The sequence below is a fragment of the Neobacillus vireti genome, assembly GCF_001026695.1.
In the GTDB taxonomy this organism is placed as follows: domain Bacteria; phylum Bacillota; class Bacilli; order Bacillales; family Cytobacillaceae; genus Neobacillus; species Neobacillus vireti.
Map to the genome: position 1 here is coordinate 355,485 of NZ_LDNB01000017.1, position 22,450 is coordinate 377,934.

21 protein-coding genes and 1 pseudogene are annotated in these 22,450 nt (G+C 40.2%); 8 read left to right on the plus strand and 14 right to left on the minus strand.

The genetic code is table 11. From position 1 onward, the window contains the following. Positions 1-117: 117 nt before the first annotated feature. The 3 genes from AA980_RS21855 to mtnA all read right to left on the minus strand — a co-directional run bounded on the left by AA980_RS21855 (position 118) and on the right by mtnA (position 2,695). The gene (locus AA980_RS21855; RefSeq protein ID WP_024026882.1) at positions 118-660 is read right to left on the minus strand and encodes a TlpA disulfide reductase family protein; all 543 of its coding nucleotides are present in this window, start codon (positions 658-660) and stop codon (positions 118-120) included. A 155-nt stretch (positions 661-815) separates the two neighbouring features. Further along, positions 816-1,616, minus strand: a complete 801-nt coding sequence (locus tag AA980_RS21860) for a class II aldolase/adducin family protein (protein WP_024026881.1) — start codon at positions 1,614-1,616, stop codon at positions 816-818. 20 nt (positions 1,617-1,636) lie between these two features. Further along, the gene (gene mtnA, locus AA980_RS21865; RefSeq protein ID WP_034723208.1) at positions 1,637-2,695 is read right to left on the minus strand and encodes an S-methyl-5-thioribose-1-phosphate isomerase; all 1,059 of its coding nucleotides are present in this window, start codon (positions 2,693-2,695) and stop codon (positions 1,637-1,639) included. A 145-nt stretch (positions 2,696-2,840) separates the two neighbouring features. On the opposite strand from mtnA, the gene AA980_RS21870 reads away from it, so the two are divergent. Further along, entirely contained in the window at positions 2,841-3,881 is a 1,041-nt protein-coding gene (locus tag AA980_RS21870; protein WP_024026879.1) for an NAD-dependent epimerase/dehydratase family protein, read from the plus strand. Between the two features lie 115 nt (positions 3,882-3,996). Here the strand turns inward: AA980_RS21870 and abc-f are convergent, their stop codons facing one another. The 3 genes from abc-f to acnA all read right to left on the minus strand — a co-directional run bounded on the left by abc-f (position 3,997) and on the right by acnA (position 9,739). Beyond that, complete coding sequence (gene abc-f, locus AA980_RS21875; RefSeq protein WP_024026878.1) at positions 3,997-5,733, minus strand: ribosomal protection-like ABC-F family protein; 1,737 nt, start codon at positions 5,731-5,733, stop codon at positions 3,997-3,999. A 262-nt stretch (positions 5,734-5,995) separates the two neighbouring features. Continuing rightward, entirely contained in the window at positions 5,996-6,973 is a 978-nt protein-coding gene (locus AA980_RS21880; RefSeq protein ID WP_024026877.1) for a phosphotransferase enzyme family protein, read from the minus strand. 60 nt (positions 6,974-7,033) lie between these two features. Continuing rightward, entirely contained in the window at positions 7,034-9,739 is a 2,706-nt protein-coding gene (gene acnA / locus AA980_RS21885; RefSeq protein WP_024026876.1) for an aconitate hydratase AcnA, read from the minus strand. A 328-nt stretch (positions 9,740-10,067) separates the two neighbouring features. Here acnA and sspO point away from each other — a divergent pair, with 328 nt between their 5' ends. Next, a complete protein-coding gene (sspO, locus tag AA980_RS21890) occupies positions 10,068-10,220 on the plus strand; it encodes a small acid-soluble spore protein O (RefSeq protein ID WP_024026875.1) in 153 nt (50 codons plus the stop codon). Between the two features lie 50 nt (positions 10,221-10,270). On the opposite strand, the gene AA980_RS21895 is transcribed toward sspO, so the two are convergent. Further along, the gene (locus AA980_RS21895) at positions 10,271-10,540 is read right to left on the minus strand and encodes a hypothetical protein (RefSeq protein ID WP_024026874.1); all 270 of its coding nucleotides are present in this window, start codon (positions 10,538-10,540) and stop codon (positions 10,271-10,273) included. Between the two features lie 115 nt (positions 10,541-10,655). Between AA980_RS21895 and AA980_RS21900 the strand changes: the two genes are divergently transcribed. Beyond that, positions 10,656-10,793, plus strand: coding sequence for a small acid-soluble spore protein P (locus AA980_RS21900; RefSeq protein WP_024026873.1), 138 nt, complete (start codon positions 10,656-10,658; stop codon positions 10,791-10,793). A 23-nt stretch (positions 10,794-10,816) separates the two neighbouring features. Here the strand turns inward: AA980_RS21900 and selA are convergent, their stop codons facing one another. Continuing rightward, positions 10,817-12,235, minus strand: a complete 1,419-nt coding sequence (selA, locus tag AA980_RS21905) for an L-seryl-tRNA(Sec) selenium transferase (RefSeq protein WP_024026872.1) — start codon at positions 12,233-12,235, stop codon at positions 10,817-10,819. 104 nt (positions 12,236-12,339) lie between these two features. Between selA and AA980_RS21910 the strand changes: the two genes are divergently transcribed. After that, entirely contained in the window at positions 12,340-12,738 is a 399-nt protein-coding gene (locus AA980_RS21910; RefSeq protein ID WP_024026871.1) for an Hsp20/alpha crystallin family protein, read from the plus strand. A 79-nt stretch (positions 12,739-12,817) separates the two neighbouring features. Here the strand turns inward: AA980_RS21910 and AA980_RS28330 are convergent. Then, positions 12,818-13,003, minus strand: a pseudogene (locus AA980_RS28330) (Rdx family protein); the annotation flags it as partial. Positions 13,004-13,191: 188 nt separating this feature from the next. Between AA980_RS28330 and selD the strand changes: the two are divergent. Then, positions 13,192-14,247 carry a selenide, water dikinase SelD gene (gene selD / locus AA980_RS21920; RefSeq protein ID WP_407937476.1) on the plus strand — a complete coding sequence of 352 codons (1,056 nt, stop codon included), beginning with the start codon at positions 13,192-13,194 and terminating at the stop codon, positions 14,245-14,247. A 117-nt stretch (positions 14,248-14,364) separates the two neighbouring features. On the opposite strand, the gene AA980_RS21925 is transcribed toward selD, so the two are convergent. The 5 genes from AA980_RS21925 to AA980_RS21945 form a co-directional block, all read right to left on the minus strand. Next, positions 14,365-15,309 carry an L-threonine 3-dehydrogenase gene (locus AA980_RS21925; RefSeq protein WP_024026868.1) on the minus strand — a complete coding sequence of 315 codons (945 nt, stop codon included), beginning with the start codon at positions 15,307-15,309 and terminating at the stop codon, positions 14,365-14,367. A gap of 87 nt (positions 15,310-15,396) precedes the next feature. Beyond that, entirely contained in the window at positions 15,397-16,587 is a 1,191-nt protein-coding gene (locus AA980_RS21930) for a glycine C-acetyltransferase (protein ID WP_024026867.1), read from the minus strand. A 314-nt stretch (positions 16,588-16,901) separates the two neighbouring features. After that, a complete protein-coding gene (locus tag AA980_RS21935; protein WP_024026866.1) occupies positions 16,902-17,900 on the minus strand; it encodes an NAD(P)H-dependent flavin oxidoreductase in 999 nt (332 codons plus the stop codon). Between the two features lie 119 nt (positions 17,901-18,019). After that, entirely contained in the window at positions 18,020-18,235 is a 216-nt protein-coding gene (locus AA980_RS21940; RefSeq protein WP_024026865.1) for a spore germination protein, read from the minus strand. Between the two features lie 102 nt (positions 18,236-18,337). Beyond that, a complete protein-coding gene (locus AA980_RS21945) occupies positions 18,338-18,805 on the minus strand; it encodes a hypothetical protein (protein WP_024026864.1) in 468 nt (155 codons plus the stop codon). Positions 18,806-19,042: 237 nt separating this feature from the next. On the opposite strand from AA980_RS21945, the gene AA980_RS21950 reads away from it, so the two are divergent. The 3 genes from AA980_RS21950 to AA980_RS21960 are packed head-to-tail and all read left to right on the plus strand — an operon-like array spanning position 19,043 to position 22,340. Continuing rightward, complete coding sequence (locus AA980_RS21950; protein ID WP_024026863.1) at positions 19,043-19,942, plus strand: putative selenate ABC transporter substrate-binding protein; 900 nt, start codon at positions 19,043-19,045, stop codon at positions 19,940-19,942. A 14-nt stretch (positions 19,943-19,956) separates the two neighbouring features. Then, positions 19,957-20,715 carry a phosphonate ABC transporter ATP-binding protein gene (locus AA980_RS21955; RefSeq protein ID WP_024026862.1) on the plus strand — a complete coding sequence of 253 codons (759 nt, stop codon included), beginning with the start codon at positions 19,957-19,959 and terminating at the stop codon, positions 20,713-20,715. After that, positions 20,712-22,340: a PhnE/PtxC family ABC transporter permease gene (locus AA980_RS21960; RefSeq protein ID WP_024026861.1), complete on the plus strand. Its 1,629-nt coding sequence runs from the start codon at positions 20,712-20,714 to the stop codon at positions 22,338-22,340. The genes AA980_RS21955 and AA980_RS21960 overlap by 4 nt, the downstream gene beginning before the upstream one ends. The last annotated feature ends 110 nt before the right edge of the window (positions 22,341-22,450 follow it).

Consider the following 22,450-nt stretch of genomic DNA (forward strand, 5'->3'; position numbering starts at 1 on the left):
TTCCTTAATAACTATTGTAACAGTTATTATGCCCGGAAACGGTTGCAATTATTACAACTTTTCGAAAATTATATCGATTATTTCAAATAAAAAAGACATTGGCATTTAACCAACGTCTCAGTTTAATTTTTTTGTGTATTCTTCCATGATATTCAGTTTCATGGTTCCTGGATATTTATTCTGAATAATTCCCTTACTGTCGATAAAATAAGTAGTCGGAATCGCCATAATCTGATAGGTTTCATTTACTTTGTCATCTGTATCCAGAAGGATCGGAAAAGTAATTTTATTTTCATCAACAAACCCTTTTACATCCAATTGCGGATCAATGTTAACGGCTAAAATAACGATATCATCTCCGATTTGCTTAGAGAATTGTTCCATTTCCGGCATTTCAGCTTTACATGGCCCACACCAAGTAGCCCAAAAGTTAAGCATAACTTTTTTCCCTTTTAAATTGGAGAGTTTAACCGTTTCCCCCGTCAATGTTTTTAGCTCAAAATCAGGGGCCTTTATACCAATACCAAGGGTTTCTTTAGTTGAAGCTGTTTGACTAGCCGTTTCCGTTTCGGGTTTCTCTGTCCGTTTATCCATTGCTTGCACGATTGCAACTGTCAATAATGTAATTAAAAGAACAGCAGCAATTACTTTTTTTATCATCCCCGAAAACCTCCTTTAATTCTGTATACGCTATATCGATTTTACACTATTAACTTAGGTAAAACGAATCATGTCTATGCCAAATCTGTGACAATTTTAGAAAATCGCATATGCAAGCTTAGCAGGGCTTTGACTGGAGAGCGAGTGTTCGTTTTTCAAAATAGTTTTTTCAATTCTTCGAGAACATTTTTGGTGACCTTATCGACGATCAAGTTTATATCTTGTTCCGATATGGATTGTTCCAATGAAGGGGAAATTTTCTTCGCATGGATACCTTCAACCGTTTCGGCCCCGATTGGCGAATTACTGTTAATCCCCATTTTCGTTTTCAGCTCAACAAGTGTTTGAACGTGTTTTTTCGATAGTTCACGATCGCCATTAATTTGTTTGGCAATCCAATTAATTTTTGCAGTGAATTCTAATGATTCCATTAAATAATAGGCATGCTCTAAGTCTTTTCCCCATGTTAAGGCCCCATGATTTTCTAATAACACGCCTTGATGGTGATGAACAAACTTTTGGACGGCAACTGGTATTTCATTTGTCGACGGGGTCCCATATTCCGCAACAGGAATGGTTCCAAGAAAGACAACTGATTCCGGCATGATCGCTTGATCTAAAGGGATTCCCGCAATAGCAAATGCCGTTGCATAGGGCGGGTGAACATGAACAACTGCTTGTATATCCGGACGTTCTTTGTAAACCCTCAGATGCATTTTCATTTCTGATGTTGGCCGGTACGGAGGTGTCCCTTCAAGCACGTTCCCTTGTCCATCCACCTTTACTAGCATCTCAGGAGTAATAAAACCCTTACTTACACCCGTTGGCGTAATCAGGAATTCATTGTCGCTGACCCGGATGGAAATGTTGCCATCATTGGCAGCAACGAATCCCTTTTCATAAATTCTTTTTCCAATGTCACAAATTTGTTTTTTATATTTTATTTCTGTTATCATAAGCACACCTCATTCCATTCCTACACTTGAAAAAGTCTTGGCAGCTCTTCTTGATAATTTCCTGTTAGTATGCCCTTTTCCGTAATAATAGCCGTAACCAGCTCATGTGGTGTTACATCAAATGCTGGATTAAATACCTTTACGCCTTCAGGAGCGGTTCTTTTTCCAAAACCCTCAGTAATTTCTGCCGCCTCACGTTCCTCAATCGGAATATCGGCACCTGTTTTGGTTTCCAAATCAATCGTGGACATAGGCGCTGCCACATAAAAAGGAATTTGATGGGCTTTTGCGAGTAAAGCGACACCATACGTTCCGATTTTATTGGCGACATCCCCATTTGCTGCTACTCGGTCACAGCCGACAATTACTGCTTGGACCCAGCCCTTTTGCATCACCATTGCTGCCATATTATCGGTAATCAGCGTGACATCAATCCCTGCCTGCATCAGCTCCCAAGCGGTTAAGCGTGCACCCTGCAGCAGCGGTCTTGTTTCATCGGCAAATACTTTAATATCCCAGCCCTTTTCTTTTGCTAAATATAATGGAGCAAGTGCCGTTCCATATCTTGCAGTAGCAATGCCGCCCGCATTACAGTGGGTTAGAATTCCCATCCCGTCTTCCAATAGGGTCAAGGCATGCTCGCCAATGGTCCGGCAAACTTCTTCATCTTCATTTCTTATTAAATGGGCTTCGTCTTCTAGTGCTTGCTTAATTTTTGCGATTGGCTGCTCTTGTTTCTTTTGAGCCCGCTCATCCATCCGTTTTAATGCCCAAAATAAATTAACGGCAGTCGGTCTTGAAGAGCCCAGATAGTCCGCTTGTTTTTTAAAAAAGGCATAAAAATCCGCAAAGGAAGTTTCCGGTGCATTCTTCATCCCGACTACTAATCCATAGGCAGCAGCAATCCCAATTGCCGGAGCACCGCGCACTTTTAATTGTTTAATTGCATCCCAGGCATCTTCAATTTTCGTGATTTCAAGAAATTCTGTTACGTTAGGGATTTTGGTTTGATCTAATATTTTTAATACACCGTTTTCATAGGAAACGGATTGTAAAAAAGTGTTTTCCAACTTAAACATCTCCTCGTCTATATGTACATTTTTAATTTTAACAATATCCAAGGCATATGCAAAACTTTTCATATTTGAAAAGCTGGATTTGCTATTCTTAATGCAATTGTCGGAAAGTTTGTTAAAATATAAATAGGAAATGGAGGGGATTCATTTGAAGATTCTTGTTTTAGGCGGCAGCCGGTTTTTAGGAAGAAGGTTTGTAAATGAAGCGCTGGCTCAAAACCATGAAGTGACGATTTTTAATCGCGGCTTTCAAAATGCTGATCTAAAAGACGTTGAAATTATTACCGGTAATCGTTTTGGCAACTTAAAGGAGCTTAAGAACCGCAACTGGGATGCAGTATTAGACACGAGTGGCTTTATTCCCTATACGGTTCAAAATTCGACTGAATTTTTGAAAGACCGAGTAAATCATTATACATTTATTTCAAGCATTTCCGTTTATAAAGACTGGATCCCTGAAAATTTGGGTGAAAACTACCCCGTTTTAGAAATGACACTTGACGAAGCAAATGAGCTTTCAAAGGATGCGAAAGGTCCAATTTATGATCATTATGGGCATTTCAAGGCTTTATGCGAACGGATTGCCGAAAAAAATATGCCTGGTCGGGTGTTGAATGTCAGAGCTGGTCAATTAATGGGCCCGAACGATTATACCGATCGTGTTCCCTATTGGTTAAATAGAGTTGCAAAAGGCGGGAAAGTGTTAGTCCCTGGTAAACCAAACCGCCGGGTACAGGTGATTGATAATAAAGACTTATCTGTTTGGATGCTGCAGTTGATGGGCAGCTGTTCAACGGGTACCTATAACGCCACTGGACCTAATTATCCGCTAACGATGAAAGAGTTCCTCGATGCTTGTATTAACGTGACCGGTTCAAACGCTGAATTGGTTTGGGCGGATGAAAAGTTCCTGCTTAATCAAGGCGTGGTACCATGGACCGAGATGCCACTCTGGGTTCCTGAAGATGCACCATTATCACCGGAGCTAGAGCAGCCTTGGCGGGGGGCCTTTTCGATAAATATCGATAAGGCAGTTCAAAGTGGGCTTAGTTTTAGGCCGCTTACTGAAAGCTTGTTGGAAATATATGATTGGGAAAAAACTCGTCACCTTTCCGAAGATGAGTGGAAATCGGGTATGCGCTCGGAAAAAGAGAGAGAGCTGCTTCAATTATGGGGTCAAATCGTATAAGAAAACGATTCGCAAATAAAAGGGGAGGATTCGCGAATTCACCTGGCATACCTGCAAATAAATTCGAAAAATGCCTGAGTGCAAACAAAGAGAGAGCAGGAATTTCTGCTCTCTTTCACGATTTACCCTTTAAATTTCGTTTTTGTTTAAGAAGTTCGTTAAATTCTTCGTCTAAACGATAATATTTTGGATTATTTTGATCAATTAATGATAATTCACCTAAGATTAAGGCGATTTTGTTCTCAATAATTAACATAGCTTCTTCGGACCTATCACCACTCTTTACATCCTTATTGAGATACTCCTGTGGTTTCATTTCAAATCGCTTAATTTGTTGATTTTCAAACACAAGCAGCCGGTCACAAAGTTTATTAAGAAAATAATGATCATGTGAAACGGTAATAATCGTTCCAGTAAATTCACTTAATGTCTGTTCAAGCTGCTCTCTGCTTGGTAAATCTAAATGATTGGTTGGTTCGTCTAAAATAAGGACATCATATTCTTTCATGAGCATGTCGACCAACTTTACTCGCGTTCGCTCACCAAGACTCAATGTCCCAATTGGCTTCGTAATCAGCTGTTCCTTTAAACCTAGATTGGCCAGTAAGGTTCTAGCCTTTAGAATACTTTCTCTATCGGTAAACCCTAAAGCTTCAATCGCTGTTTTATCGGCAGACAAATCAGCTACATCCTGGCTTAAGTATGCAATTTTTACGGAGTCGCTCTTCCACAGCTCACCAACAAAGGATAAATCATCACCTAGGATCATCTTAATTAGTGTCGTTTTCCCACAGCCGTTTTCACCCAACAGTCCAATCCGGTCGCCGTGATTAATGTAAAACGGCGAATCCTGGAATAGAATCCGGTCATCGAACATTTTTGTTAGCTTTTTCGCCTCTATTATCCGTTTTCCTCGCTTGCCATGGCTATCAAACTGAAATCGTACCGCTGCTTCCTCATTTGGCTTTTCTAGCTTATGTTTATTGAGCTCATTTTGCAGTCTTTTCATTTTCGATTTCACCTGGTTATCCAATTTTTTTGCCTTTACCCGATGATATTCTTTAAAACCGATTTGTCTTCTTTCTGAGGCGGATCCTTGCTTTGTAGAATCCCGATGTGCTTTTTCTGACCAAGACTTTAACTGTACCATTTGCGTTTCAATCTTTTCGATTTGGCGCTGCTGAACTTGATATTGATGACGCTGATTCGCTATTCTCTGCTCCTTTTCTATACGATAGTCACTATAGTTCCCATTGAAAAATTGAATTCGGCTTTCCTCTAATTCAAAAATACGATTAACCGTTTTATCTAAAAAATGACGGTCATGCGAGATAATTAATACAGGACCATGAAACTTTTCTAATTCCGAAACCAGCCAGTTTATCCCAGTGAAATCTAAATGATTTGTCGGTTCATCCAAAATTAAAAAATCAGGTTTTGTTGCCCAAACCATTGATAATGCAAGCTTTAGCTTTTCCCCGCCGCTTAAGTGAGTCAAACGATCTTCACTCCAGTCAAAAACCTTGTTAAGGCCTAAACTGCTTGCATGCTGAAACAACTCGTGTTCTTCGACCTCAGCGATGGATTGCTGAAAATGACTCACTTCATAATCAATCGATTGCGAAAGATAACCCATCCGCAAATCTCTTGATTTTTCAATTAATCCATTATCAGGAGTTATTTTTCCAAAAATTATATTGGCAAGTGTCGTTTTCCCAGTGCCATTATAGCCGACAAGACCGATCCGATCGCCATTTTTAATCTCAAAGTGAAGATTTTGTAATACCTTCCTTAAATGAAAACTTTTTTCTAAACCGCTTACTTTTACTATCGTCCTCTGATTTTTAAACATAAAAAAACTCCCTTCATGAACCTGAAGTGAGTTTTTTATATCGTTCTATCATAACTAACCATTATAATTGCACAGCAAAAATAGACCTAAAAAGGTTCGTGCAAATGGTTTATACAAGTAGGATATAAAAAAGGGCAGACTAATCCCATTCTTCAGGTTCATCATTTTTCGATTATTCGAATCATGTGCTGAAAAATAAGATTATTATTTCATTGGCCCTTTAATCATCCCTTTTCGTTTGATACTTTTATTTTATTGAGTATCAGTTATATTTGTCAAGGATTTCCTGAAAATTTACATCAGAATAAGGAATATCATTCTCAATTTTTTCTTGTAAATCCTTAAGAGTATATTCCTGCCAATCCTCAAGGTTTTGAAAATCCCATTTCTCTAAAAATAGTACATATAAGAAAATCTCTCTGATTTTCAAGAAAATCGGAATCTGCTGGATCATTTCTTTTTTAATGATATGCTCGGACGCATACCCCTTTAAAAAATTGTCCCAAAAAATGGTGCTAAATTGGTTGTTTTCCGGTGTAAAGGCCGATGTCTGCCAGTACGCGTGATAGAAGGAAACAGCTAAATCATAAGCAAACCAATGGTAGGCGCAATCATCAAAATCAAAAATAGTAATCCGGCCTTCACTTTCAAAGAAATTCCCTTGATGGAAATCGTTATGAATTAGTCCAAAAATCTCATGATCCTGGTTAAAATCCTTCAACTTTGACAAATGTTGGAGGTATCGTTCCCTTACTTGGTCCGTAGTAATTTTTGGAATTAAGTTAAACAGGTCCGGATCCTCCTTGGACCAAATTGGGCGATTAAGCTTTTCCGTTAATTTCGTTGATGCCTCGTGCATTTTACCGATTAACATCCCCCAATGAAAAAACAAATCATTATTCCAGACCTTTTCATCAGTAACCACTACAGGTTTACCGGGAGCTTTTTCAAAAACGCTGGCAAAACCATGCCGCTTCTGATCAAACATTTCTTCGACTAATTGCCCATTAATTGATGGAATTGGACGGGAAACCGGGACTCCTATATTTCCTAAAACATGGATAAACTTCATTTCACTTTGCAGTTCAAGGGAACTCCGCCGGATGCCAGATGATAATCTCAAAATGTATTCGTGACCTGAGCGGCTAAAGCTATAGACGGAATTTTGAAAGCCATCACTTATCGGTATAAGATCTGCTGCCTCTATCGCATATCTCTTAGAGAGTTCATTCAAAAGCATATTTACCTCTTTCTAGAAAAACACCATGCCGAAAATGACATGGTGTTTTCTTTAATGTGCTTAGGCTTGTAATTTTTCACGAAGAACCATTTGCAGGATTCCGCCGTGACGATAGTAATCAATTTCAACTTCAGAGTCGAAGCGAACAAGAACTTCAAATTCTTTCTTGTTTCCAGCTTCGTCTGTAGCTGTCACTTTTAGAAGATCACGTGGTTTTACGTTTTCGCCCACTTGGACATCAATCGTTTCTTTGCCAGTTAATCCAAGTGTTTCAGCGCTTTCGCCTTCTTTAAATTGAAGAGGAAGCACACCCATCAACACAAGGTTTGAACGGTGAATACGCTCAAAGCTTTCAGCAAGAACAGTTTTAATACCAAGCAGGTTGGTACCTTTGGCAGCCCAGTCACGTGAAGAGCCCATGCCGTAATCTTTACCAGCAAGAACAATCAAGCCAGTACCGTTTTCTTTGTACTTCATGCAAGCATCGTAAATTGATGTCACTTCGCCAGTTGGCCAGTACGTCGTAAAGCCGCCTTCTGTGCCTGGTGCGATTTGGTTGCGGATACGGATGTTTGCGAATGTTCCGCGCATCATCACTTCGTGGTTTCCACGGCGTGAACCGTAAGAGTTAAAGTCACGCGGCTGAACGCCTTTTTCAAGCAAGTATTTACCAGCTGGAGTATTTTTACCAATCGCTCCTGCAGGTGAAATATGGTCAGTTGTAACAGAGTCACCAAATTTACCAACCACACGAAGTCCTGTTAAAGGCTCAACAGTACCCGGTTCTGGTGATAAACCTTCAAAGAATGGCGGGTTAGCAATATAAGTTGAATTTTCATCCCAAGTATATAACGGCTCATTGCTTGTTTGGATTTCGTTCCAACGCTCGTTGTCACCGAACACGTTCTCATATTCTTTACGGAATAGTTCCGGAGTTACCGTGCGCTTGACTACGTCATTTACTTCTGCAGTTGATGGCCAAACATCCTTGAAGAAGACATCATTGCCGTCTTTGTCTTTACCAATTGGTTCTAATGCGAAATCAATGTTCACTGTACCAGCAAGTGCATATGCGACTACAAGCGGCGGTGATGCAAGATAGTTCGCTTTAACAAGCGGATGAATACGTCCTTCAAAGTTACGGTTACCTGAAAGAACAGATGTCACTAATAAGTCGTTTTCCGCGATCGTCTTTTCAATTTCTTCTTTTAGTGGACCGGAGTTACCGATACATGTTGTACAGCCGTAACCAACAAGGTTGAAGCCAATTTGCTCAAGGTATGGCAGTAAGCCGGAATCACGAAGGTACCCAGTTACAACTTTAGATCCTGGTGCTAAAGAAGTTTTAACAAACTTCGGAACTTCCATTCCAAGTTCAACGGCTTTTTTAGCTACTAGACCTGCCCCCACTAATACATATGGGTTAGAAGTGTTAGTACAACTGGTAATGGAAGCAATCGCTACAGCACCTGTTTTAATTTCTGTTTCGTCGCCATTCGAGAATTTAATGGTTGCTGACTTATCAAGTTCGGTGCCTTGTAAACCAAAGCCTTGGTTTCCTTGCGGGGCAGAAACAGCTTTAACGAATTCTTGTTTCATTTTTGAAAGTGGAATCAAATCCTGTGGACGTTTTGGACCAGATAGATTTGCTTCAATTTCAGTTAGATCGATTTCGATTACGTTTGTATAAACTGGCTCAAATGATGGATCGAAGAATAAGCCGTTTGCTTTGCAATATTCTTCCACCACTTTGACTTGCTCTTCTTCACGGCCAGTTAAGCGCATATAACCAAGTGATTCATCATCAATCGGGAAGAATCCGCATGTAGCCCCATATTCAGGAGCCATGTTAGCAATGGTTGCACGGTCTGCAAGCGGCAGTGAAGTTACACCAGGTCCGAAATATTCTACGAATTTACCTACAACACCATGTTTACGAAGAACTTGCGTTACTTTTAAAGCAAGGTCTGTTGCTGTTGCCCCGTTTGGAAGCTCGCCAAGTAATTTAACACCGACAACTTCAGGTACAGGGAAATATGATGGCTGTCCAAGCATTCCAGCTTCTGCTTCAATCCCGCCAACTCCCCAGCCAAGAACGCCAAGACCGTTAATCATCGTGGTATGTGAGTCAGTACCAACAAGTGTATCTGGGTATGCTTCTAGTTCACCGTCTGTTTCAGCCACGTGAACAACATCAGCCAAGTATTCAAGGTTAACTTGGTGAACGATTCCTGTTGCAGGCGGAACCGCACGGTAGTTATTGAAAGATTTTTGTGCCCAGTTTAAGAACTGATAGCGCTCAGCATTTCGTTCGAATTCGAAATCCATGTTAATTTTTAACGCATCATCAGAACCATAGGCATCAACCTGTACGGAGTGGTCGATAACAAGATCAACTGTTTTCTCAGGATTGATTTTGTCGGGGTCGCCGCCAAGGTCTGCCATTGCTTTTCTTAAGGAAGCAAGGTCGACAACCGCTGGAACGCCTGTGAAGTCTTGGAGAATAACACGCGCTGGTTTGAATGGAACATCCACTTCTTTCAGCTCATCTGTTCCCCATTTCGCTAAGTTTTCAACATGCTCTTTTGTGATTACACGGCCATCATATTGGCGAAGTACGGATTCAAGTAAAACTTTTACGGAATATGGCAATTTAGATACCTTGCCAATCCCGGCTTCTTCCAATGCATTTAAACGGTAATAGTGGTAGTTTTTGCCGTTCGCTTCAAAGGAAGCGCGTGCGTTAAATACATCATTTTTTACCATGTGTAAAACCCCCTCATTCGTCATAATAAAACAAAGTTAACGAAAAGTCGAAAAATTTGAATTTTCCCATCCAGCTTCACTTTTCTCACAATTCTTATCTTAATACAACCGTTTACATAAGTAAATAACAAGAAAGTTATTGCGATTGATAAGTTTTTCTTATGTTTTTTATGTGATTTGTTCGGAATATTTTGAAAATCGTATAAACGCTAGAGTGAATTTAATTTAGGGAAAGTCCTCTTCTTCCTTAATATTATCTCAAAAAACTTTTTCATTGTCATTTTTCAAGACATAAAGGAAATAGTAACTGTATTGGGAGGTGAATAATATGGTAAAACGAAAGTCTAATCATGTAATTCCTGGAATGAATGCTGCTAATGGGCAAGGTAAAGGAGCAGGTTTTAACGAGGAATTGGCCAGTGAACCGGAATTAACAGCAATAGAGAGAATGAACAATAAAAAGCGTAAGAAAAATCAATAAAAAAGCAGAAAGGGGTGGCCTGTTTGTCAAGGCTCCCCTTCATGCTTTACCTATTCGGTCTGATTCACTTCGGAAACCATATTTTGCAGGTCTTGTTGAAATTGTTCTAACTGTGATCTTTGGTGTTCAGAAGCTACTTCAAGAGCATTTTCAATTTGCTGGTAGGCTTCATTTACTTCATTTTTTAAATGTTTAAGCTGATGGCCATAACTGGCACTATCACTAACGATTGTTTCGAACAGCCCTTGGGCCTCCTCATATCCTTGCTGTGCTGCTTGAAAAGCTTGTTGTTTGTCCTTGTTGTAAGGATATTTTTGCATGGTTCTGTATCACTCCTTCAATTTGTATACCCATTAAATTGCACAGAACAATAAAAAATATTCGGGCATAAAAAGATTTAATGATTACATCCTATTACTGAGGAGGGATAAAAAAATGAACAAAAACGACGGCAAAGATATGCGAAAAAACGCGCCAAAGCAATCCGGGCAGCCGGAACCATTAAGCGGTTCTCACAAAGTAAAGAATCGCAATCATACCCGGGCAAAACACAACTCACACCATGATATGTAATAGTAAGAAAAACCCCTCATACATTAAGAGGGGTTTCCTACATTTATTAATTTTTCAAGTAAGATCGCTTCTTCTTTGAGTGTAACGGTTCTTAAGTCAATAATAAATTCCTCTTTTTGAATACGTGCGACAATTGCTGGCTTTGATTCAGTGCGCAGTTTTCTGCCGAGCTGTTCAGCCGTTAGGAACTCATGTATTAAAGCAATCACAATGGTTGGAAGCACAACGTCCGGCATCGTCCCCCCGCCAACTTGACTAGTATCCGGAATTATTTTTGTCTGAAAGGCGCTTGTCCTTTGTAACAAATTTGAAACGAAGCCCCTAGACCTTTCGTCTAATTCATTAATAGTAACTAATAAATCACGGATAACGGGGATATTTCGCATTGCTTTTTCACCGCGGGCATAATCAATTAAAGTCCCCTCTAGCGCAGCTAACGTCATCTTATCGACCCGGACTACTCTAGCTAACTGATGTTTTTTCAAACAATCAATTATTTCTTTTTTTCCGGCAATAATCCCAGCTTGTGGACCGCCAAGGAGCTTGTCTCCACTAAAGGTTACGACATCTGCCCCCATTTCAATGACCTCTTTAACAACCGGTTCTTCACCTATTCCATGCTTCCTGAAGTCGTAAAGTGCACCACTGCCAAGGTCTTCATAAAAAATAACATCATCAAGTCTTTTGGTTAAATCTATTAGCTCTTCCGTCTCGACTGATTTGGTGAAACCGACGACCTTAAAGTTGCTCGTATGGACCTTCATGACAATCGCCGTTTCAGGAGTTACGGCGTTCTCGTAATCGTAAAGATGTGTTTTGTTAGTTGTTCCTACTTCTACTAATTGTGCGCCACTTTCCTCCATTATCGAGGAAATCCTAAAAGATCCGCCAATTTCAACTAGCTGCCCCCTTGATACAATGACCTCTTTATTCTTAGCCATTGCCCTTAAAACTAAATAAACAGCAGATGCGTTATTATTGACGACCATTGCCGCTTCAGCACCGGTGATTTCCTTTACAAGTGCTTCAACATGACTATGCCGTGACCCCCGCGTACCTTCATTTAACTTATATTCTAGATTTGAATAATTTCTGGCTGTTTCCACTACATGGCTAATTGCATTTTCGCTTAATCTCGCTCTGCCGAGATTGGTATGTAGTATCGTCCCCGTAGCATTGATGACCTTTTCAATTGTATAGGAAAAATGCTTGTTTAAATTCGTTTCCAGGATAGCAAACAACTCTTCGATAAAGCGGTTTGTCCCGGGTCTAGCGCCTGCCCATTTATCATGAATGATGTTATCCCTTATTTGATCGACAACATCTTTTAACTGCTTCGTAAGTTGCAGGTGATCAAGATTACTCTCTTCTTGCATTGACATAAACGTATCATGACTTTGCAGCTCATGGATGGCCGGAATTGAACGTAACCATTCTTTCACAAGAAAAAACTCCTTCACTTATCCTTCTTTTTTCCTATTATATCACAACCGTTTCACGTTTTAATTCCGAATGAATAAAATGAAACGAGCAAGGGGGATTGGAAATGACAAAAAAGAAAGATGATCAAAACCAGGATTTTGATTTTGATTTAATAGAGAAATGGCTGGAAAACTATTTTCTTGATCCATTGACCTCTTATTATGACCAAACACAATTCCAAATCGATGTTTACGAAACTGACAAGGAATGGATTGTCGAAGCCATTTTAAACGAGTTTGAGGCTTCGGAAATTCGGGTGTATATAGAGGAAGAAAAATTATTTATTTCTGCAGCTAAATACCCCCCTTCCCCAGACAACCAAAAACGTGTTCGTTCCATTGAATTCCCCTTTAAGATAAATCAACAAGAAATATCGGCTTCTTTTTTAAATGGGATCCTTGAAATATTTATTTCCAAGACAAAAAAAGGAACAGGGAAAAACAGATATATTACATTCCCTTAATTTCCTTTATGGTAACTTTTTTAAAGGTAGTTTACATAACATTATTATCAGAAATACCACGTAAAAATAAAGATTAGATTTACTTCGCAGAAATAATATCAATTATTTCTGTTGTATCTGGAAAAATTCCTGTGTCAAGCTTTGAGTATATCTTCTCCCCATTAACTGTCACTTCGAACGCGCCCCCGGAACTAGGGATTAGTTCTACCTTTTGAATATCTCGATAAAAATGGTTAAACAACTCTTCCGCGAAACTCGCAGCTTTTGGTGAATAGTTTCACTGCATGCAGAATTCGACAATAACATGATAGTTTTTCATTGAAATTACCTCCTTATTTTCCAACATCTAGATGTTAGAAATATCTTATCTCATCAGCTGTTATAGGGCAAATATATAGCACTTGTAGTGCGGAATTATGACGAAACAGTTATACTAATAAAATGGAGGTGGACATGTTGAGTGAACAAGAAAAAATTCGCCTGACCTCTTTATCTACAAAAGCTGGTTGAGGCTGCAAAATTGGTCCTGAGGACCTGGCGCAAGTGTTGCGCTTATTACCGAAACAAGAACCTGTCCCAGAATTATTAGTGGGTCTTGATACTTCCGATGACGCTGGTGTTTATCGGTTAACAGACACGATAGCACTTATTCAGACCGTTGACTACTTTACTCCAATCGTCGATGATCCCTATATGTTCGGGCAAATTACGGCTGCAAACGCATTAAGCGATGTCTATGCAATGGGGGGAGAACCGAAAACAGTATTGAATATTGTCGGCTATCCAATCAAAAAGCTTGGTGCGGACATGCTTGCCGAGATACTTCGCGGTGCTGCTGATAAAGTTAAAGAAGCTGGTGCGATTACGATTGGCGGCCATTCGATTGATGATCAAGAACCTAAGTTTGGCCTGTCAGTTACAGGAATTGTTCATCCGGATAAAGTCTGGAAAAACGTTGGAGCGAAACCCGGCGATGTCCTTGTTTTAACAAAACCGATAGGTGTGGGCATCTTGACAACTGGAATAAAAAGAAGCGTCGTAACGCCGGAGCAGGAACAACTGGTAACAGACACGATGGCAATGCTGAATAAAACGGCTTCAGAAGTATTAACGGACTATCACCCGCATTCCGTTACAGATGTAACTGGATTTGGCTTACTTGGTCACGGGAGTGAAATGGCTCGCGGAAGTGACGTAAGCTTTGAAATCTCGTTTAGCCAAGTGCCCATTCTTGAAGGAGCAGTCGAGTTAGCAAGAGATGGTGTTGTACCAGGAGGCTCTAAGTCGAATCATAAATGGTTAGCTGACGATGTCAGTTACGACGATATTTTGCCGGAAGAACAGCTAGTCCTTTGTGATGCGATTACTTCGGGTGGTCTGCTCGTTGCGATTAGTGAAGAAGACGCGAATAAATACGTCAATAAACTTTATTCAAATGGATTGGTCCAAGCAGCAATCATTGGCCGAGTATCAGAAAAGAAAGACAAACTTATTTATGTAAACCGCTGATAGCGAGGCATTTATAGCATCGCTATTTCTCTTTCATTCATATGCGGGGAAGCATTCATAAACCGATATCCTTGTTAAAAAACTCCTGAACCTAATTTGGTTCAGGAGTTTTATTTTTTATAATTTCTGACGTAGTTTTTCAAGCATTTCCTTCGTCATTCTGTCTAAATCATACTCAAATTTAAAGCCCCATTCTTCTTTTGCCGCCGTTGCATCAATCGAATTTGGCCAGCTATCCGCGATTTTTTGCCGAGCCGGATCGACATTATAAGAAATTTCAAATCCGGGTACATACTTGGCAATACTTGAAGCAATTTCTTCAGGGTCAAAGCTCATTGCTGTCACATTGAAGGAGTTCCGGTGTATTAGCTTGGCTGAATCGGCCTCCATTAAATCAATGATTGCATTTAGAGCATCCGGCATATACATCATATCCATGTAAGTACCCTTATCAATGTATGAGGTATATTGGCCATTTTTGACTGCTTCATAGTAAATTTCAACGGCATAATCTGTTGTCCCGCCGCCCGGAAGTGCCACATAGGAGATTAACCCTGGGAAACGTAAGCCGCGGGTATCGACAGCATATTTTTGATGGTAGTAGTCGGCCAATAACTCGCCGGCAACTTTGTTTACCCCATACATAGTGGAAGGGCGCATAATCGTATCCTGAGGTGTGTTATCCTTAGGAGTCGATGGACCAAAGGCGCCGATTGAGCTCGGGGTGAAAAATTGCGCGTTTAGCTCCCTTGCTGTTTCAAGCCCATTCAATAGTCCGCCCATATTTAAATTCCAGGCAAATACTGGCTTTGCTTCTGCTGTAGCTGATAGAAGTGCTGCCAAATGCATAACCGTATCCACCTTGTATTTCTTTGCTGTTTCCACCATTTGGTTTAGATTGGTCACATCGACCAATTCAAACGGACCGCTCTCGGCTGCCTCGCTGTCATTCTTTTTAATATCGGTGGCAATTACATTATCTGTACCATAGATGTCTCTCAGCTTTAAGGTCAATTCAGAGCCAATTTGCCCTAAAGCACCTGTAATTAAAATACGCTTCATTGTTTCTCCGTCCTCTTCACTTATGCTAAAAAATTCTGCTTTACTTTATAATTACGCCACCCTTTTATTGAAGGTGACTTTGCTGGATTAAATAACACCCATTTCCTTGCCGACTTTTTCGTAAATCGCAATGGCTTGATCAAGCATTTCCTTCGTATGGGCAGCTGTGGGCATATTGCGGACACGACCAGTCCCTTGTGGAACGGTTGGGAACACAATCGCCTTCGCATATACTCCTTCTTCATTCAAACGTTTGCTGAATTGCTGGGTAAGCGATTCATCACCAATGATACATGGGGTGATTGGCGTTTCACTGTTACCTATGTTAAACCCTAATTCTTTCAGCCCTTTTTTCAAATAGTCGCCATTTTCCCATAGCTTCTTATTAAGCTCAGTACTTTCCATTAAAATCTCGATTGACTTCTTGCTCGCTGCCACATCGGCTGGGGTTAAAGAAGTCGAGAATAAAAACGGACGACTGCGGACTTTTAACCAGTCAATCAGGTTTTTCTTACCTGCTACATAACCGCCAACTACACCAATTGCCTTTGATAAAGTACCGATTTGAAAATCAATTTTATCGGATAATCCAAAATGTTTGACTGTCCCAGCACCATCACCAAGAACACCTGAGCCATGGGCATCGTCTACATAGGTTATCAAATCAAATTCTTCGGCAATTTTTACGATTTCTGGAAGTAAAGCAATATCGCCATCCATCGAGAACACGCCATCGGTAATCACCATGATCTTATTGTAAAGACCGGATTCCTTTGCTTCCTTCGCTTTTGCACGTAAATCCTCCATATCAGAGTGCTTGACACGGATAATTTTTGCTTTAGACAGCCGGCAGCCGTCGATAATCGAGGCATGGTTTAATTCATCTGATAAAATCGCGTCATTCTTATCCATTACCGCAGAAATGGCCGCCATGTTACAATTAAAACCGGATTGGTATGCAATTGCTGCTTCTGTATGTTTGAATTCAGCCAATTTCTCTTCTAATTCGACGTGAAGCTTAAGAGTTCCATTGATTGTTCGAACAGCACCCGCTCCGACGCCGTATGTCTCAATCGCCTCAACAGCTGCTTTTTTGAGACGGTCATCGGTGGCCAAGCCTAAGTAGTTATTGGAAGATAAATTGACAAGTTCTCTTCCATTAATCTTAATAACTGGTCCATTTGGGCTTTCCAACGGATCGATGACATTATATAAACCCTTACCCCTTAAATCCTCTAGATTATCATTTAAAAATTGTTCCAAAATGTTACTGGACACGTTTAATTCCCCCTTAGTTTCCTAATTTTCATATGTCAAAAAAACATTTGTCCACTCCACACGGACATTTATGTACCTATTTAACCTTAGTACTAATGGATTCTCCTAGTATACTTTATCATATTTTTTACTTTTTGTTCATACCTGGTGGACAAAGTATGAAAAATATTTTTCTTCCATATAGATTACCCATTTTGAAATCAGGTTATTTGCATAGATGTTATTGTTTAATTTGGAACTAAAAAAATAAGACCTCAGAAAGGTCTTTATTTTTTCAAATTTGTTTTCCGTGCTGCCAAAAGACTTGAGCTTGCTTAGTTCACTGGTATTACGCTAAATTTAGCTGCATTGTTATTAACCTTTTCTAATGCCTCTTGATACTCAGTTTCTAGACGGTTTACAATCGCTGCTGCTGATTCTATCCGGTCAATGGCTCCTACCCCGTGACCGGCGGACCAAATATCGCGCCAAGCCTTAGCATTTGTTTCTTTTTGCATTGTATCGAAATCAACCCTGTCTTTCTTCTCCAGTTGATTTGGGTCAAGGCCAGCTTTGACAATACTTGGTTTTAACATATTACACATAACACCGGAGAAGGCATCCGTTAAAATAATGTCTTCCTGGGTTGCCTCTATTAGCATTTCCCGGTATTCATCATTGGCCATGCTTTCAGTCGCGGCAATAAATCGCGTCCCCATATAGGCAAAATCTGCTCCTGCCGCTTGGGCTGCTAATACACCCTTCCCTGTAGAAATCGATCCAGCTAGGATTATAATTCCATCCCAGAAAGTCCGGACCAGATCCACAAAGGCAAAACCATTTATCTGCCCCGCATGCCCTCCGGCACCGCTGGCAACTAAAATTAAACCATCCACACCAGATTCTGCCGCCTTCTTGGCGAATTTAAGGTCGCTGACATCTGAAAAAACCAAACCGCCATATTCATGGACAACCTCAACAACTTGTTTTGGACTACCTAATGATGTGATGACTAATTGAGGCTTGTGTTTTTGAAGTAATGCCAACTCTTCTTGAAGGCGGCTGTAAGAGCTATGTACGACCATATTCATCGCCCACGGCGCAATCTTACGGTTTGGCTCTTTAGCGCGAGCCTCCTCAAGTTCCTCGTTCAATTGCCCCATCCATTGATCAAGAACCTCAATTGGTCTGGCATTAGGGGCAGGAAATGAGCCAATAACTCCATTTAAGCAGCAATTTTTAACAAGCTCGGTGCCTGACACCAAAAACATCGGGGCAGCAATGATCGGCAATCTTAATTGATGATACCAATGATCAGGGATTGATTTCTTCATTTCCACTCACCTCGTAGTATCGAATTTTCTGATTTTATAGCTTCTTTTATCATAACTGATAATGAATGAGTATTCAATCATTGAATTCACAGAGATTATCGATAAAAAAGACGCTGCCATTAAAGCACCGTCTCAACTAATTCTTTTAATTCTTTCAACCTCTTCTGCTGCTCTCGATTTAGCCCAGAGTTTGTGATAATTGTCTGTCCTGTATTTTCAGACCCAGAACCTGCAACCGTTTTTGTTATGGATATTGGTGCAATTATTCCAGCACCGCCGAAGTTGACAATTCCTCCTGAAACAGTGCCAATCGTAACGCCATCTTGTCTTACCACATTCCCCACTCCTCCCTCTTATTTTATTAATATATGTACAAGCTGGTATCCTTGTTTAAACGTCTTCATTAGAAATAGAAAAAGAGGCAGCATTCCTAGCCCCTACGTTTCCCTAATTCGTTCAATCCTGCATATCCACTTATAATAACTTAACAAAATCAATAAAAGGATAGGGTCAATCAGAGCGGCATGCCATAATTTCCACCAGCCGTAATGGAAGTATCCCCATGGCTCTGGAAGCAGGGTAATTAGTTCGTACAGTAAAATAGTACATACAAATACGATGATAAAAACCAACCGTTTACTGGTTTTTGCATTTAATGGATACCAATTTAAAAACATCATGTTGACTGGCGGGACAAGTAACACATGTGGAAGGACTCCTATCCATTCAATTTCTTTTTTAAAATACCAGTAGCCGTGAAATTTAAGTTCCATGAACATATCGAAAAGCGTCTGGAAGGCAATCGTAAATGTCCAGATGTGAACAATATGATTGGGCGTTAATCTTTTATTAGTTTTAAAGGCAATAAAATTAAATGCAAGGATAGCTATTAAAAGTCCTATCATAATTTTTTCCTTTTTTTATTTAAATTGCCCAAATAATCACCTGGTTTATTCATTACTTTTCAAACAGCTTTTGCTTCCAATATTCCCCTATATATATAACCGATTACCTTTCATCGAACAAATAGATAAATTGAATTTATTTTAATATAACTATTCTTTATAATATAAAGGTTAAGACACTTCCATTGGATTTATCAATGGGTGTAATTATTAGAAAAATATGAGGTGTGTATTACAATGAAAAAATGGCTATCAGCCCTTATTCTTGTCATGGTTGTATTTTCCCTAGCTGCTTGCGGGCAAAAGGATGATAAAGCTGGTGAAGGAAAAAAAGAGGCAACAACCAACAAAGTGTTTAAAATTGGCGCAATTCCTGACCAAAATGCCGCTGATCTTGACAAAGGCATGACGGCAGTTGCAAAATATCTTAGTGAAAAAACAGGTTTAAAGGTTGAATTTGTACCGTCTGTTGATTATGCCGCACTAGTAACTGGTTTTCAACGTGGAGAAATTCATATGGCCTGGTTTGGCGGCTTAACAAGTGTTCAGGCAAGAAACCTTGTCCCAGAAGCAGAGTCGATTGTCCAACGACCGCGTGATGCTGAGTTCCACTCCGTATTTATTACCCAGTCTTCCGAAAATTTCACGAAGCTGGAAGATTTAAAAGGCAAGTCATTTACCTTTGGCAGCGAAAGCTCCACTTCCGGGCATTTAATGCCGCGTTACTATTTAACAGAGGCAGGAATTGATCCGAATAAAGACTTTGATGGCAAACCTAACTTCTCTGGTTCACATGATACAACATACAAGCTGATTGAATCAGGTGCCTTTAAAGCAGGGGCATTGAACGAGGCAGTTTGGGAAGCAGCTGTAAAAGAAGGAAAAGTAGATACGAATAAAGTAAAAGTATTCTACACCACTCCTGCCTATTTTGACTATAATTGGACGGTAAACAGCAATGTTGAAGATGTTTTTGGAAAGGGTACGAAGAATAAAGTAAAAGAAGCCCTTCTCTCGATTACTAGCGAGCAAAAAGAAATTGCTGATTTATTCCAAACCGATCGTTTTGTTGAAACAAAAAATGATAATTACAAAAAGATTGAAATGGTTGCCAAAGAACTAAAGATCATTAAGTAGTAGGTGTAATAGCAATGTCTTCAAAACACATGATTGAAGCAAAAAATTTAACAAAACACTTTGAGGGGAAGATAGCCTTATCTTCCCTTTCTTTTACCATTAAACAAGGGGAATTAGTAGCTTTAATTGGACCAAGCGGCGCCGGTAAAACGACGCTGCTTAATGCCATAGCTAGAATGGCACCACTGTCTAGCGGTGATCTTCATTTAGCTGGACAGCCCCTATCGGCTTATAAAAAAGGTAAACTATTGGCCAAAAAAATCGGTGTAATCCGCCAGCAATTCGATTTAATTGGACCGCTTGCAGTGATTCATAATGTGTTAGCCGGAAAACTTTCTGAATGGGGTATTGGTAAATCACTCTTTTCATTACTCGTTCCACAGGAAAAAGAACTGGCAATAAAAGCATTAGAGCGGGTTGGACTTCATGGGAAGGCATTTGAAATCACTTCAACCTTATCCGGCGGCGAGCAGCAGCGTGTTGCGATGGCAAGACTAATGGTGCAAAAGCCTGAAGTGATTTTGGCCGATGAACCGGTTGCCTCCCTTGATCCTGCAAGAGCCGATGATATTCTGGCGATGCTGACGAAAATCGTTACCGAAGAAAAGCAAACGTTAATCACGAGTTTGCATTCTGTTGAATACGCCAGAAAGTATTTTACCAGAATTATTGCTTTGAAAAATGGTGAAATATTTTTTGACCTGCCGACAGAAAAGGTTACAGATGACCTGTTAGCTGAATTGTACCAGCTTAAAAGCGGTGATATGGCATGAAATCGATCTTTCGCTTGCATAATCGGTTCATCCTTTCTTTAGTTTTGGCAGCTGTTTTTGTCTGGAGTCTTTTCTCTATCCAATGGGGTACAGACCTATTCCATGCTGGCGGCATACCAACGATGCTGCAAATTTTTGAAGGTCTCATTCATCCTGATTTGTCCACAGAAGTGTTATCACTTGGCTTTGAATCGGCGTGGATTACCCTTGCCTATGCCGTCGCCGGGATGTCGCTCGCAATTATTTATGCTTTTATCATCGGAATTCTCGCCTCAGGTGTACTTGCTTCTAATAAAACCTCCATAATTATATCAAAGGTGTTTTTTAGAGGTATATTAGGATTCACCCGATCAATTCATGAACTAATTTGGGCTTGGCTTTTTGTTGCCGCAGTCGGTCTTTCACCATATGCCGCAATTTTTGCGCTTGCGATTCCATATGGCGGCATCCTAGGCCGGATTTTTGCGGATATGTTAAATGATGTTTCCGAGCAGCCCATTAAAGCATTAAAATCTGCAGGTGCAACAAGACTGCAAACCCTTATTTATGGCTATCTTCCATTAATATGTGCTGATATGATCAGCTATACGATGTACCGCTTTGAATGTGCAATTCGTTCTTCAGCTATCATGAGTTTCGTCGGGCTCGGCGGCCTAGGCTATCAGATTCAACTTTCGCTTGCTGATTTGAAATATGATCAAGTATGGTCGTATGTGTTTTTTCTAATCGGATTAGTGCTGGTTGTAGATATTTGGAGTAATTTTGTACGTAAAGGTTTAACGGAACGGAAGCGGCGCCATGGTTTCAGCACTGGATGGCGGTCCACTTTTTTTGCTATCCTGTTAATCCTTGGTTCCTGGGTGTATATCAAATTGGGCGAGAATGCCCAGTTATTTGAATTACTTTCTGGTAAAAATCTCGAATATGCAAAGAAGTTTTTCGGGGGCATGATTGGCATAAACGATAGGCAACCGGCTTTCCTCGATACGGGAAGCTGGGCTGCCGCATTAAAATTAACGCTTGAAACGCTTGAAATGAGCATCATGGCAATTGGATTTGCAACGATTGCAGCGTTTTTCACTGTTATTCCAGCAGCCAGGAACATTGCTAATGGCAGTTTGACTTCGAATAAGAAGTGGTACAATTGGTTCTTATATGGAATTGTCCGTGTCGTTTATATTTTTTCACGATCGGTTCCAGAGCTAGTTTGGGCGATGATGATAATCTTTATATTTAAACCTGGTCTGCTGCCGGGAGCGGTTGCTCTTGCCCTTCATAACTTTGGAATCCTAGGAAAGCTATGGGCAGAAGTAATCGAGGACATGGATCCAAGGCCGATTCGAAATTTAGCTGCCGCTGGTGCTTCCAAGATAGAAACATTTTTTTACGGCATCCTTCCAACGGTTTTACCGCGATTTCTCACCTATATTCTTTATCGCTGGGAAGTTATTATGAGAACAACGATTGTCGTTGGCTTTGTCGGAGCCGGCGGTTTGGGAATGGATTTCAAACTGGCAATGAGCTTTTTCAATTACACACAAATTACCCTGCTTCTCTTATGTTATATGATTCTTGTCATCATCGCCGACTTTGCTTCGGAAAGTACGAGAAAAGCGGTTAAATAACCAAAAGAACACATCTCCAAATAGAGATGTGTTCTTTTTCATAAGGTGATATGAATAATTGGCTGCAAACTGATGCCAAGATAGGAAAAAATTGATTCGAACGTTCCTTT

What these genes read in the sequence shown, in the direction of transcription:
- acnA (WP_024026876.1), bottom strand. Translation starts at nt 9,739, where the DNA reads ATGGTAAAAAATGATGTATTTAACGCACGCGCTTCCTTTGAAGCGAAC.
- AA980_RS21960 (WP_024026861.1), top strand. Translation starts at nt 20,712, where the DNA reads ATGAAATCGATCTTTCGCTTGCATAATCGGTTCATCCTTTCTTTAGTT.
- mtnA (WP_034723208.1), bottom strand. Translation starts at nt 2,695, where the DNA reads ATGTTTAAGTTGGAAAACACTTTTTTACAATCCGTTTCCTATGAAAAC.
- AA980_RS21950 (WP_024026863.1), top strand. Translation starts at nt 19,043, where the DNA reads ATGAAAAAATGGCTATCAGCCCTTATTCTTGTCATGGTTGTATTTTCC.
- AA980_RS21895 (WP_024026874.1), bottom strand. Translation starts at nt 10,540, where the DNA reads ATGCAAAAATATCCTTACAACAAGGACAAACAACAAGCTTTTCAAGCA.
- abc-f (WP_024026878.1), bottom strand. Translation starts at nt 5,733, where the DNA reads ATGTTTAAAAATCAGAGGACGATAGTAAAAGTAAGCGGTTTAGAAAAA.
- AA980_RS21945 (WP_024026864.1), bottom strand. Translation starts at nt 18,805, where the DNA reads ATGATAGGACTTTTAATAGCTATCCTTGCATTTAATTTTATTGCCTTT.
- sspO (WP_024026875.1), top strand. Translation starts at nt 10,068, where the DNA reads ATGGTAAAACGAAAGTCTAATCATGTAATTCCTGGAATGAATGCTGCT.
- AA980_RS21880 (WP_024026877.1), bottom strand. Translation starts at nt 6,973, where the DNA reads ATGCTTTTGAATGAACTCTCTAAGAGATATGCGATAGAGGCAGCAGAT.
- AA980_RS21855 (WP_024026882.1), bottom strand. Translation starts at nt 660, where the DNA reads ATGATAAAAAAAGTAATTGCTGCTGTTCTTTTAATTACATTATTGACA.
- AA980_RS21910 (WP_024026871.1), top strand. Translation starts at nt 12,340, where the DNA reads ATGACAAAAAAGAAAGATGATCAAAACCAGGATTTTGATTTTGATTTA.
- AA980_RS21955 (WP_024026862.1), top strand. Translation starts at nt 19,957, where the DNA reads ATGTCTTCAAAACACATGATTGAAGCAAAAAATTTAACAAAACACTTT.
- AA980_RS21900 (WP_024026873.1), top strand. Translation starts at nt 10,656, where the DNA reads ATGAACAAAAACGACGGCAAAGATATGCGAAAAAACGCGCCAAAGCAA.
- AA980_RS21860 (WP_024026881.1), bottom strand. Translation starts at nt 1,616, where the DNA reads ATGATAACAGAAATAAAATATAAAAAACAAATTTGTGACATTGGAAAA.
- AA980_RS21925 (WP_024026868.1), bottom strand. Translation starts at nt 15,309, where the DNA reads ATGAAGCGTATTTTAATTACAGGTGCTTTAGGGCAAATTGGCTCTGAA.
- AA980_RS21935 (WP_024026866.1), bottom strand. Translation starts at nt 17,900, where the DNA reads ATGAAGAAATCAATCCCTGATCATTGGTATCATCAATTAAGATTGCCG.